Source organism: Bacillus mycoides (assembly GCF_018742245.1).
In the GTDB taxonomy this organism is placed as follows: Bacteria; Bacillota; Bacilli; order Bacillales; family Bacillaceae_G; genus Bacillus_A; species Bacillus_A cereus_U.
Map to the genome: position 1 here is coordinate 305,001 of NZ_CP036132.1, position 12,732 is coordinate 317,732.

Genomic DNA, 12,732 nt, shown 5'->3' on the forward strand with positions numbered 1-12,732 from the left:
AAGCGACCTGGAAAGGTCCGTCACAGAGGGTAACAACCCCGTAGTCGAAACTTCGTTCTCTCTTGAATGTATCCTGAGTACGGCGGAACACGTGAAATTCCGTCGGAATCTGGGAGGACCATCTCCCAAGGCTAAATACTCCCTAGTGATCGATAGTGAACCAGTACCGTGAGGGAAAGGTGAAAAGCACCCCGGAAGGGGAGTGAAAGAGATCCTGAAACCGTGTGCCTACAAATAGTCAGAGCCCGTTAATGGGTGATGGCGTGCCTTTTGTAGAATGAACCGGCGAGTTACGATCCCGTGCGAGGTTAAGCTGAAGAGGCGGAGCCGCAGCGAAAGCGAGTCTGAATAGGGCGTTTAGTACGTGGTCGTAGACCCGAAACCAGGTGATCTACCCATGTCCAGGGTGAAGTTCAGGTAACACTGAATGGAGGCCCGAACCCACGCACGTTGAAAAGTGCGGGGATGAGGTGTGGGTAGCGGAGAAATTCCAATCGAACCTGGAGATAGCTGGTTCTCCCCGAAATAGCTTTAGGGCTAGCCTTAAGTGTAAGAGTCTTGGAGGTAGAGCACTGATTGAACTAGGGGTCCTCATCGGATTACCGAATTCAGTCAAACTCCGAATGCCAATGACTTATCCTTAGGAGTCAGACTGCGAGTGATAAGATCCGTAGTCAAGAGGGAAACAGCCCAGATCGCCAGCTAAGGTCCCAAAGTGTGTATTAAGTGGAAAAGGATGTGGAGTTGCTTAGACAACTAGGATGTTGGCTCAGAAGCAGCCACCATTTAAAGAGTGCGTAATAGCTCACTAGTCGAGTGACTCTGCGCCGAAAATGTACCGGGGCTAAATACACCACCGAAGCTGCGAATTGATACCAATGGTATCAGTGGTAGGGGAGCGTTCTAAGTGCAGTGAAGTCAGACCGGAAGGACTGGTGGAGCGCTTAGAAGTGAGAATGCCGGTATGAGTAGCGAAAGACGGGTGAGAATCCCGTCCACCGAATGCCTAAGGTTTCCTGAGGAAGGCTCGTCCGCTCAGGGTTAGTCAGGACCTAAGCCGAGGCCGACAGGCGTAGGCGATGGACAACAGGTTGATATTCCTGTACCACCTCTTTATCGTTTGAGCAATGGAGGGACGCAGAAGGATAGAAGAAGCGTGCGATTGGTTGTGCACGTCCAAGCAGTTAGGCTGATAAGTAGGCAAATCCGCTTATCGTGAAGGCTGAGCTGTGATGGGGAAGCTCCTTATGGAGCGAAGTCTTTGATTCCCCGCTGCCAAGAAAAGCTTCTAGCGAGATAAAAGGTGCCTGTACCGCAAACCGACACAGGTAGGCGAGGAGAGAATCCTAAGGTGTGCGAGAGAACTCTGGTTAAGGAACTCGGCAAAATGACCCCGTAACTTCGGGAGAAGGGGTGCTTTCTTAACGGAAAGCCGCAGTGAATAGGCCCAAGCGACTGTTTAGCAAAAACACAGGTCTCTGCGAAGCCGTAAGGCGAAGTATAGGGGCTGACACCTGCCCGGTGCTGGAAGGTTAAGGAGAGGGGTTAGCGTAAGCGAAGCTCTGAACTGAAGCCCCAGTAAACGGCGGCCGTAACTATAACGGTCCTAAGGTAGCGAAATTCCTTGTCGGGTAAGTTCCGACCCGCACGAAAGGTGTAACGATTTGGGCACTGTCTCAACCAGAGACTCGGTGAAATTATAGTACCTGTGAAGATGCAGGTTACCCGCGACAGGACGGAAAGACCCCGTGGAGCTTTACTGTAGCCTGATATTGAATTTTGGTACAGTTTGTACAGGATAGGCGGGAGCCATTGAAACCGGAGCGCTAGCTTCGGTGGAGGCGCTGGTGGGATACCGCCCTGACTGTATTGAAATTCTAACCTACGGGTCTTATCGACCCGGGAGACAGTGTCAGGTGGGCAGTTTGACTGGGGCGGTCGCCTCCTAAAGTGTAACGGAGGCGCCCAAAGGTTCCCTCAGAATGGTTGGAAATCATTCGTAGAGTGCAAAGGCATAAGGGAGCTTGACTGCGAGACCTACAAGTCGAGCAGGGACGAAAGTCGGGCTTAGTGATCCGGTGGTTCCGCATGGAAGGGCCATCGCTCAACGGATAAAAGCTACCCCGGGGATAACAGGCTTATCTCCCCCAAGAGTCCACATCGACGGGGAGGTTTGGCACCTCGATGTCGGCTCATCGCATCCTGGGGCTGTAGTCGGTCCCAAGGGTTGGGCTGTTCGCCCATTAAAGCGGTACGCGAGCTGGGTTCAGAACGTCGTGAGACAGTTCGGTCCCTATCCGTCGTGGGCGCAGGAAATTTGAGAGGAGCTGTCCTTAGTACGAGAGGACCGGGATGGACGCACCGCTGGTGTACCAGTTGTTCTGCCAAGGGCATAGCTGGGTAGCTATGTGCGGAAGGGATAAGTGCTGAAAGCATCTAAGCATGAAGCCCCCCTCAAGATGAGATTTCCCATAGCGTAAGCTAGTAAGATCCCTGAAAGATGATCAGGTTGATAGGTTCGAGGTGGAAGCATGGTGACATGTGGAGCTGACGAATACTAATAGATCGAGGACTTAACCATATAATATGAAGCAAATGTTATCTAGTTTTGAAGGAATATACCTTCATCAGTTTGGTGATGATGGCAGAGAGGTCACACCCGTTCCCATACCGAACACGGAAGTTAAGCTCTCTAGCGCCGATGGTAGTTGGGACCTTGTCCCTGTGAGAGTAGGACGTCGCCAAGCAACTTTAAGACGAGTCAGAATGACTCGTCTTTTTTGTGTTTAATAAAATAAGCTTGTTATCTATGGGTTTCTTTAGTCATAGATGACAAGCTTATTTGCGTAAAAGTAAAGGTATTACTTCTATTTATTATAGTTTCACTTTATTTTTTATATCGATAAGCTCAAAACGTTCACAAACGAGTAGTATATCTTCAGAAAAACCAAGGCCAAGCTCATGTAGTTCCTTTGTAAAGAACTGTATATGGGTGTCTCTCCAGTAATTATAAGTAAGATCGCCTTCACCCTCAGCTATAGCAAATGCTTCAGTTACTTCATTCATTGGTGTTACAGTTACTTCTATTGTTTTAATTATAGCTACAGGTTCATCTTGACTATTGAGTACAATACTATAATCATTGGTTGTTGGTAGCGGTTCGTTTTCTAATTCATAAAAAATATGGCAGGAGCATGTTGCGGTTTTCACACCATCAATGACTAGTTTAGCGAGATAATCAGGAGAATCACCAAATTGCCAAGCTGTAACAGATTTCGGTTTTTCATTGTTCCCCCAATAAGTATCCCAATATGTTTGTGCTAATGGATTCATTTGTATTTTTACCTCACTTTAGCTAAAGTTGATTTTCTTTATAAACCCTGGACAATTTGCTTATTTGTAATAGCTTTGTAGTCATTTGAAATTTGTATTACGGATTAATAAAGGTAATAGGCTGAATGAATAGGGTTTGTAAATACGTTCTGTCCATTTATGGCCATCATTCTCGTAGACGCCCATAGTAATAGACGGGATGTTTAATTTGCGGATTATTTCATATGGTAATGGATATAGTTGTTATGTAGTCTATTTGTGATTTGTGCTGCAATAAAATTAGGGTTAATGCCAGACAATGTATCGCCTACGTGTACTTCTCTTACGTAAATATAGAAACAAGGAAGAAGCTTGCTAGCAGTACCTGTATAAATGTAGCGCTGAGTATCTCCATCATATAAAAGTGTTATAAAATCATTGTTAATGGCCAAACGATACTGTAATTGTTTTTCTTGCTTTAGTCTTTCGAATTCGGTTAAGGCAGAGATAATCCCACGATGTTCTCCTTCTTCATCTCCAATGAATAAGAGTAGTAGATTTCCTATATGTTCTGAGAAGTATAGTATATTGGCTAGATGAATGGTAGCACCGCTTTTCATATCAAGAGAACCACGGCCAAACAACCACTCTCCAGATTTTGCGTCGGCTTGAACATTTGTATCACTTTTGTAGGTTTGAAAATATTGTTTTAGTGTTTCGGGAGAGAAAGCATGTTCTTTTAACGATCCGAAATCTTCAATGCTGACTGTATCTAGGTGTGAATGATAAATGATAGTAGAGGGGGGAGGCGTTTTTCTTTTAAAAATGCAAATATATTTTTTCTACCTATTGTATCATGAGGTACATATTGAATCCATACGTGTTCAGAGTGCTTTTTAAAATACTATATAGTTCATCTATAATACTGACCTTGCCATTGGTACCGTTAATACTATTAAATGAAACTAAATGCTTCGTCAACAATTCGATCTGCTTTTCTAATGGTAAAGCTTGCAGTTGTTTGTATATAGACATAGGATGAAACTTCCTTAAATCTTATAATGGGGAGTCTTTCGTAGAGAAGATAAGTGCAAGTGAAAAAACTATAGTACGATTACTTAAATACAAGGAAGTAGCGGTACAGAACATTCGTTCTATAGTGGTGTAATGGGCATATTCAATCAATTGAGGTGTTTATTTTTAATTCAGTATATGTGTTTAAAGAAGAAATGCTATTACTAGGTTCGGATTTCAAGTATAGCTTTTGATCTTATATATTTTAATAATTAGTTCAAAGAATATTTGGATTATTAATGGTGGTGTATTACCACTATGCCATATTGAAGTGAGTAATACTAGAGGTGAAATAGATAAAAACCGATATTCCTTGAATATCGGTTTAATAATATGTGGCTTATATGAAGCTATAGCAATACGAAAAGTGTAAATAAGATGGCTAACAAAATACGATAATATGCAAAAGGTTTTAAACCTATCTTTTCTAAAAGCTTCAGGAAAGTTACTACCGCTAGCATTGCTACTATAAAAGAGGTAATGAATCCTATAGCAAACATAGGAATATCATCCACACTTAAATACTTCCAACTTTTTAATAAGTCTAAGCCTGTAGCTCCAACCATTACAGGAAGGGCGATGAGAAAAGAGAACTCAGATGCAGCCTTATAATTTACTTTCGCTAATAGCCCTCCAGAAATAGTAGAGCCAGCTCTAGAGAAGCCAGGATATACTGCTAAGCATTGAAATAATCCAATTGTTAATGCTTGACGGTATGTTAAATCATCTAGTAAAAAAGCGGTTGCCTCTACCTTTTTTACTTCTGTAAAAATCATAAGAATTGCTCCTGCTACAAGTCCGATTACGACAGTATACGGCTGGAATAAGTATGTTTTAATAACATCATGTAATAATAAGCCAACAACTACTGCTGGGAATACACCGAGAAAAACATGTAATGCATTGAATTTTTTCTCTTTCCGTAGAAGGGGTTTAATATTACATAAAGAAACAAGGCGTTTATGATATAAAATCGCGATAGCTAAAATTGCCCCTAACTGTATGACAATTTCAAACGTTTTTGCCCTTTCTCCTTCAAAACCTAATAAATGTCCGACTAATATAAGATGGCCAGTAGAAGAGATGGGTAAAAATTCAGCTAACCCTTCTACAATGCCAAGTATGAAGGCATTGATAAGATCGCTCATAGTTTCACTCCTATAAATTAATGAATATCTACTCTTTTAAAATAGAATAGTGTTGTAATAAATCCGAAAATAGCTGTTACTGCAATGATGATATAAGAATACTCTGGTGGATAAGTCGGTTGTAATTCGTTATTTGCTATATCTAGAGTAGCGGTCCATGGGAATAGGTCTTTATGTTTTGAATTTACGATCATAAGGTTAGTCATTGTAATAATGATTGTTAATATAATAGGCGGTACATAGGTTTTCATTACAGCTTTTCCCGAACAAGAAAGCCCATTGCCTTTAGGCATGGGATGAAAGTGAGGTTGGATGCGGAGTACCACTAAAAATAGCAAGGTTCGTGGTACTTTAAGTATCCAAAGTATAGGTAGTTTCTTCAGGTATTTTTGTTGGAATATTCCGAAAATAAATGATATAACTAGAATAAATGATGATAGAAGAATGTTTCAAAGTGTTTGAGAGGAAAACCTCCTCGTTTCATACAGTTGTAAAGTTTATAAACACGTTCTGATTTTGTTCTGATTGCTAGAAATGTATCAAATGAACACGATGTTGAAAATCAAAAAACAAGGGGATGAAACGTATGTCACAGACCCTAACAGTGAAAGTGAAATTGATTCCAACAAAAGGACAAATCCGTTTATTGGAACAAAGCAGTCACGAATATATCAAAGTTATAAATACACTTGTATCGGAAATGGTGGAAGCAAAGAAAAGTACGAAAAAAAGCACAAAAGATATTGATGCAAATATCCCAAGTGCAGTGAAGAATCAAGCGATTAAAGACGCGAAAAGTTTGTTTGCTACAAAAGTAAAGAAAAGCCATTATACAATCATCCCGATTCTAAAGAGACCTGTTTGTGTATGGAACAATCAAAATTATTCATTTGATCCTACTTATATTTCAATCCCATTGAAGGTAAATGGAAAATCGACTCGTGTAAAAATCCGAGCTTTATTAAGCGATAAAAACAATCGTAATCTGAATCTGTTAAAACATAAATTAGGTACACTTCGCATCATAAAGAAATCGAATAAGTGGATAGCCCAAATATCTGTCACACTTTCTATCAATAAAAGGACAGGAATGAAAATTTTAGGAGTAGACTTAGGTCTCAAAGTCCCTGCGGTAGCAATCACAGATGATGATAAGGTTCGTTTCTTTGGGAGTGGTAGGCACAATAAATATAAGAAGCGTAAGTTTCGTAGTGTTCGTAAGAAGTTAGGAAAAGACAAAAAAGTGAAAGCCATTCGGCGAATGGATGATAAAGAGCAAAGATGGATGCAAGATAAAGATCACAAAATAAGTCGTGCAATTATTAATTTTGCGATTGCAAATCGTATTTCTGTCATTCGATTAGAACAATTAACGAATATAAGACAGACGGCAAGAACAAGCCGTAAAAACGAAAAAAATCTACACACTTGGTCATTCTATCGTTTGGCACAATTTATTGCCTATAAAGCAACGATAGCTGGTATTCAGATTGAATATGTGAATCCAGCTTATACAAGTCAAAGTTGTCCGAAATGTGCTGAAAAGAATAAGGCTCTAGATAGAAAATACAAGTGTCCATGTGGGTTTAAGACACATCGTGATATCGTTGGAGCGATGAATATTCGCTACGCAACTGTGATTGATGGTAACAGTCAATCAGCCTAAGCACCTTTATGGTCTGGTTTAGGAGGGGCAATGAGATACCCTTATCTTGAAGGCTGTTCAAAACAGAAATGGATTGCGAACGCTTAGTCATTCAAGAATCCCACCCGTAAATCCGTAAGGATTCGGGCTTGCGACTTTAGTCGTGGGAGTCTCAAAAGAGTTAGTAGTACAATAGGTGAAGATAAAAGAAAGAGAAGTCCACCACATATTAGAAATTTCACAAGAGAGCATAAAAGTAAGGCAGTGCTAAATCCAGGGAAGCTACCTATTAGCCCTAATAATAAAGTTAGCGCCCAAGCAACTAAAGTTAGCATCATAATCCAAAGGAATAGAAGGATAAACTTACTTATAATAAAGCTAATACGTGATACTGGGATAGTTAGCAAATTTTTTAATGTATCTTCCGTGTATTCGCGGGTAAATAGATAAGCGATTACAACTCCATATAAGGGGAATCCTATAACTAAAGTAGTATGCAAGTTAACTTCAGTGAATAATTGATGAAACAAAATAATGGGGGTAGGCTGTTTTGTTTTTATATGTATATAAGATGCTACAATTACTAGAAAAGGCGCGACACCTGCTCCGATAATACTAATCAAAAACATATTGGATCGTTTCAATTTTAATAGTTCTGTATAAAGCAGATTAACCAATTGTGCCACCCCCAACTAGTTTGGTGAAATAATCTTCTAGTCTATCTTCGCTCATCACAATTTTTAATACTTCAATATCGTTGCGAACTAGCGTTCTATTAATGTGTCCTTGCTGTCCAAAGTGGGAATAAACACGAATATTTCCTTCATCATGTACCTCATAATCAAAAATTTGAAAATGATTTTCTAATAGCATCGCAGCTTTATTATCATTATTTACTTGGAATTCTATGTACTTACGATTGGCTTTACGCAGTGTATCAAGAGAAACTTCTTCTAATAACCTTCCTTCATGAATAATTCCCATACGATCGACTAGTTGTTCCACCTCAGCTAATATATGACTAGAAATGAGTATCGTTATATTTCTGTCTTGAGCTAAAGATTTAATGAGTTTTCGCATTTCTTTAATACCGATTGGATCTAGTCCGTTAGTTGGTTCATCTAGTATGAGTAGTTCAGGATAATGGAGGAGAGCACGTGCAATTCCTAAGCGTTGCTTCATTCCTAAAGAGTATTTTCCTACTAATTTTTTTGTTTCGTGCTGCAAGCCTACAATTTCTAATGCTTCTTCAATTGCATTCCTTTTATGAACTCCAATTATCTTTGCATTAATTAATAAGTTCTCTCTTGCAGTTAAGTTTTCATAAAATCCTGGGACTTCAACGATAGAACCAATTCTTCTTAAAATGTCTTTTGGATTCCGAAGTAAATCCTCACCGAATATTTCTATATTTCCACTTGTAGGTTTTATAAGACTAAGCAGCATACGGATTGTAGTTGTTTTACCAGCACCGTTACGCCCTATGAATCCATAAATCTCTCCTTGCTGTACATTTATATTTAGATTATCTACTGACTTTTGGGTCCCATAAACTTTAGTAAGGTTTGTCGTTTTTATAATTGTATTTATAGGGGGCACCTACTTTCTATAAGTTCTTAATTACATAATAAAAAGGAAGGTTTAACTGCATATTAATCATTTCTTAACTATTTCTTAAAAGTAGTGTGTTTTGGGACGGAAAAACCAAAAGTAGTTCGGTCCCAGGGAATACTGTCAACCCATATATGCCCACCATTTTTTTCAACGAGCGCTTTAGAAATAGAAAGTCCGAGGCCACTACCACCATAAGAAGGATTTCTTGATTGTTCGCTTCGGTACATCCGCTTAAATACGTTTTGTAAATCATGTTTTGGAATACCAGGTCCCTTGTCCCAAATAAGAAGCTCATATTCTGTATTGGTTTCTAGTAGTTCGACTCCTACTATTTTCCCAGGTTTTCCGTAATGGATAGCATTTTTAATTAGATTACCTATAATTCGTATAAGGCTAAGGTGATCTGCAATAATAGGAGAAGTAGATTCTGGTATGAGAACTTGTAGTTCAATGTTATGTTTTGATAGCTCGGGTAAAAATTCGATTAATACTTCTCTAGTAACTTCAGAAAAATCGAGTTCTTCTTCTTTTAATGGAAATTCATCAGCATCTAGCTTGGCCATATTAAAGATTTCATCGACCAGATGTTTTAAGTCATTAGATTTCTTATAAAGTATTTCAAGATATTCTTGCTTTTCTACTTCAGAAGTAGCGACATCATCTTTTAAAGCATCAATATATCCAATAATAGAAGTGAGTGGTGTCCGGATATCATGTGAGATATTAGATAAAAGTTGTTTTCTAGCTTCTTGGGATTTCCTTGCTTCGATCTGACCCTTTTCTAATGCAGCTATTAATTCGTTTATTGAAAACACGATATTATTTAATGAACGGTCGTTATTTGTGAATAGCCTCGTTTGTAAATTCCCTTTAAGTGCACGGCTTAATTTAGTAACCATCGATTCGTTGCTTTGAATAAAGTGAACTCTTGAAAAGAAAAGGTATATTGTGATTATGATAAGAGCAATAAATAAAGATACTTTTACATGGTATCCCATATCTATATTTAAAAGTCCGCAAATGATAAGTTGTAATGAAATAAGAAAGAGGACCTTATCAATTTTCAACCTTTTCACCTACAAACTTATAACCGATTCCCCATACAGTCTGAATAAATTTTGGATTGGAAGAATCGATTTCTATTTTCCTTCTAAGCTTTCTAATATGCACCATAACGGTATTATCATCTTCTATATAATTATCGTCCCATACATTTCGAAAGAGTTGTGTTTTTGTAAATACTTGCTCTGGGTTTGAAGCGAAGAATTTTAATAGTTCAAGTTTTTTTCCAGTTAAGTTGATTTCTTTTCCGTTCGTATGGACTGTGTATTTTTTAAAATCGATAGTTAGTCCTTTAAATGTGAAAGCTGTTTTCTCTTGTACGTTAGTATTACTTCCAAGAACTAAAAAACGTCGCATAAGAGCTTTTACTCTTGCAACCACTTCGTGAATACTGAAAGGTTTCGTAATATAATCATCAGCACCTATGCTTAAGCCCAGAATTTTATCAACTTCGTGATCTTTAGCAGTTAGCATTAATATAGGAATGTTAGTTGTATCTCTAAGCTTTCTACATACTTCGATCCCATCTACTTTCGGCATCATAAGATCTAATATAAGGAGGTTATAGTTGTTTTGATTAAATAAGCGCAGACACAGTATCTACTATGTATAACTCTCGTTCTAAATATCTTTTTAATAAATCTCGGATTTCTTTATCATCGTCTGGTATAAGAATACATATATCTTTCGTATCGTCACCTGATTCTAATAGAATGGTTATTGATAGTACAATTTGATAAACAAAGGGGAATCGGGAGCAGTAATGAAAAATAAAGCAACTTTCTACTTATATACTATTAATCATTAAAATAAAGTTGCCAGTTTAGCTGAAAAGAATCAATCGTATAAGTTCGGTAAGATGGGGGAGCGAGTCCTTTGTAATAGAGAAGTGTCTAAATTGAATAGTATTTAGAAGAATAGATTAGTAAAGAAAAGTAGACGATGGTTTCTATTTTAATGAAATCTTTATAGGTCCTTATCTAGAGCTAAAAGAGTACGAAGGTATTAAATTAAATATCTTTATAAAAAGGTGTTGACGATTAGAGTATAGAGGTGTAATATAGAACAAGTCGCCGATAGCAACAACGCAGAAAGCGACAAAAGAAATAAAAAAACTTGGTTGACATTGAAATATGAAAATGTTAACATAAGGGAGTCGCAAATGAGCGGCAGACAAGTTCTTTGAAAACTGAACGAAACAAACAACGTGAACGTCAATTTTTATTTTTAGATGCTAGACAAACTAACTTTATTGGAGAGTTTGATCCTGGCTCAGGATGAACGCTGGCGGCGTGCCTAATACATGCAAGTCGAGCGAATGGATTAAGAGCTTGCTCTTATGAAGTTAGCGGCGGACGGGTGAGTAACACGTGGGTAACCTGCCCATAAGACTGGGATAACTCCGGGAAACCGGGGCTAATACCGGATAATATTTTGAACTGCATAGTTCGAAATTGAAAGGCGGCTTCGGCTGTCACTTATGGATGGACCCGCGTCGCATTAGCTAGTTGGTGAGGTAACGGCTCACCAAGGCAACGATGCGTAGCCGACCTGAGAGGGTGATCGGCCACACTGGGACTGAGACACGGCCCAGACTCCTACGGGAGGCAGCAGTAGGGAATCTTCCGCAATGGACGAAAGTCTGACGGAGCAACGCCGCGTGAGTGATGAAGGCTTTCGGGTCGTAAAACTCTGTTGTTAGGGAAGAACAAGTGCTAGTTGAATAAGCTGGCACCTTGACGGTACCTAACCAGAAAGCCACGGCTAACTACGTGCCAGCAGCCGCGGTAATACGTAGGTGGCAAGCGTTATCCGGAATTATTGGGCGTAAAGCGCGCGCAGGTGGTTTCTTAAGTCTGATGTGAAAGCCCACGGCTCAACCGTGGAGGGTCATTGGAAACTGGGAGACTTGAGTGCAGAAGAGGAAAGTGGAATTCCATGTGTAGCGGTGAAATGCGTAGAGATATGGAGGAACACCAGTGGCGAAGGCGACTTTCTGGTCTGTAACTGACACTGAGGCGCGAAAGCGTGGGGAGCAAACAGGATTAGATACCCTGGTAGTCCACGCCGTAAACGATGAGTGCTAAGTGTTAGAGGGTTTCCGCCCTTTAGTGCTGAAGTTAACGCATTAAGCACTCCGCCTGGGGAGTACGGCCGCAAGGCTGAAACTCAAAGGAATTGACGGGGGCCCGCACAAGCGGTGGAGCATGTGGTTTAATTCGAAGCAACGCGAAGAACCTTACCAGGTCTTGACATCCTCTGAAAACTCTAGAGATAGAGCTTCTCCTTCGGGAGCAGAGTGACAGGTGGTGCATGGTTGTCGTCAGCTCGTGTCGTGAGATGTTGGGTTAAGTCCCGCAACGAGCGCAACCCTTGATCTTAGTTGCCATCATTAAGTTGGGCACTCTAAGGTGACTGCCGGTGACAAACCGGAGGAAGGTGGGGATGACGTCAAATCATCATGCCCCTTATGACCTGGGCTACACACGTGCTACAATGGACGGTACAAAGAGCTGCAAGACCGCGAGGTGGAGCTAATCTCATAAAACCGTTCTCAGTTCGGATTGTAGGCTGCAACTCGCCTACATGAAGCTGGAATCGCTAGTAATCGCGGATCAGCATGCCGCGGTGAATACGTTCCCGGGCCTTGTACACACCGCCCGTCACACCACGAGAGTTTGTAACACCCGAAGTCGGTGGGGTAACCTTTATGGAGCCAGCCGCCTAAGGTGGGACAGATGATTGGGGTGAAGTCGTAACAAGGTAGCCGTATCGGAAGGTGCGGCTGGATCACCTCCTTTCTATGGAGAATTGATGAACGCAGTTCATCAATAAACGTTGACTTGTTTTGTTTCGTTCAGTTTTGAGAGAACTATC

General features: G+C 40.1%; 5 protein-coding genes, 3 rRNA genes and 4 pseudogenes (1 of these 12 cut by a window edge). 4 read left to right on the forward strand and 8 right to left on the reverse strand.

The window, feature by feature from the left end; translation table 11 throughout:
• A 23S ribosomal RNA gene (locus EXW56_RS01650) occupies positions 1–2,581 on the forward strand; it begins 341 nt to the left of the window's first position.
• A 50-nt stretch (positions 2,582–2,631) separates the two neighbouring features.
• Positions 2,632–2,747, forward strand: a 5S ribosomal RNA gene (gene rrf, locus EXW56_RS01655).
• Positions 2,748–2,874: 127 nt separating this feature from the next.
• Here rrf and EXW56_RS01660 read toward each other — a convergent pair.
• The 4 genes and pseudogenes from EXW56_RS01660 to EXW56_RS01675 form a co-directional block, all read right to left on the reverse strand.
• Entirely contained in the window at positions 2,875–3,333 is a 459-nt protein-coding gene (locus EXW56_RS01660; protein ID WP_002201983.1) for an ASCH domain-containing protein, read from the reverse strand.
• Positions 3,334–3,572: 239 nt separating this feature from the next.
• Positions 3,573–4,171 (reverse strand): annotated as a pseudogene (locus EXW56_RS28035) (M20/M25/M40 family metallo-hydrolase); the annotation flags it as partial.
• 565 nt (positions 4,172–4,736) lie between these two features.
• Positions 4,737–5,534, reverse strand: a complete 798-nt coding sequence (gene uppP / locus EXW56_RS01670) for an undecaprenyl-diphosphate phosphatase UppP (RefSeq protein WP_215597140.1) — start codon at positions 5,532–5,534, stop codon at positions 4,737–4,739.
• A 17-nt stretch (positions 5,535–5,551) separates the two neighbouring features.
• Positions 5,552–5,788 (reverse strand): annotated as a pseudogene (locus EXW56_RS01675) (ABC transporter permease); the annotation flags it as partial.
• Positions 5,789–6,120: 332 nt separating this feature from the next.
• Between EXW56_RS01675 and EXW56_RS01680 the strand changes: the two are divergent.
• Complete coding sequence (locus EXW56_RS01680; RefSeq protein ID WP_002201980.1) at positions 6,121–7,200, forward strand: RNA-guided endonuclease TnpB family protein; 1,080 nt, start codon at positions 6,121–6,123, stop codon at positions 7,198–7,200.
• Positions 7,201–7,352: 152 nt separating this feature from the next.
• On the opposite strand, the pseudogene EXW56_RS01685 reads toward EXW56_RS01680, so the two are convergent.
• The 4 genes and pseudogenes from EXW56_RS01685 to EXW56_RS01700 form a co-directional block, all read right to left on the reverse strand.
• A pseudogene (locus tag EXW56_RS01685) lies at positions 7,353–7,856 on the reverse strand (ABC transporter permease); the annotation flags it as partial.
• Positions 7,849–8,778, reverse strand: a complete 930-nt coding sequence (locus EXW56_RS01690; RefSeq protein ID WP_215597141.1) for an ABC transporter ATP-binding protein — start codon at positions 8,776–8,778, stop codon at positions 7,849–7,851. The gene EXW56_RS01690 and the pseudogene EXW56_RS01685, both read right to left, overlap by 8 nt.
• 68 nt (positions 8,779–8,846) lie before the next feature.
• Complete coding sequence (locus tag EXW56_RS01695) at positions 8,847–9,860, reverse strand: sensor histidine kinase (RefSeq protein WP_002201977.1); 1,014 nt, start codon at positions 9,858–9,860, stop codon at positions 8,847–8,849.
• A pseudogene (locus EXW56_RS01700) lies at positions 9,850–10,570 on the reverse strand (response regulator transcription factor). Before EXW56_RS01700 ends, EXW56_RS01695 begins: the two are co-directional and overlap by 11 nt.
• A 534-nt stretch (positions 10,571–11,104) precedes the next feature.
• Here EXW56_RS01700 and EXW56_RS01705 point away from each other — a divergent pair.
• Positions 11,105–12,656, forward strand: a 16S ribosomal RNA gene (locus EXW56_RS01705).
• The last annotated feature ends 76 nt before the right edge of the window (positions 12,657–12,732 follow it).

What these genes read in the sequence shown, in the direction of transcription:
- EXW56_RS01660 (WP_002201983.1), bottom strand. Translation starts at nt 3,333, where the DNA reads ATGAATCCATTAGCACAAACATATTGGGATACTTATTGGGGGAACAAT.
- uppP (WP_215597140.1), bottom strand. Translation starts at nt 5,534, where the DNA reads ATGAGCGATCTTATCAATGCCTTCATACTTGGCATTGTAGAAGGGTTA.
- EXW56_RS01680 (WP_002201980.1), top strand. Translation starts at nt 6,121, where the DNA reads ATGTCACAGACCCTAACAGTGAAAGTGAAATTGATTCCAACAAAAGGA.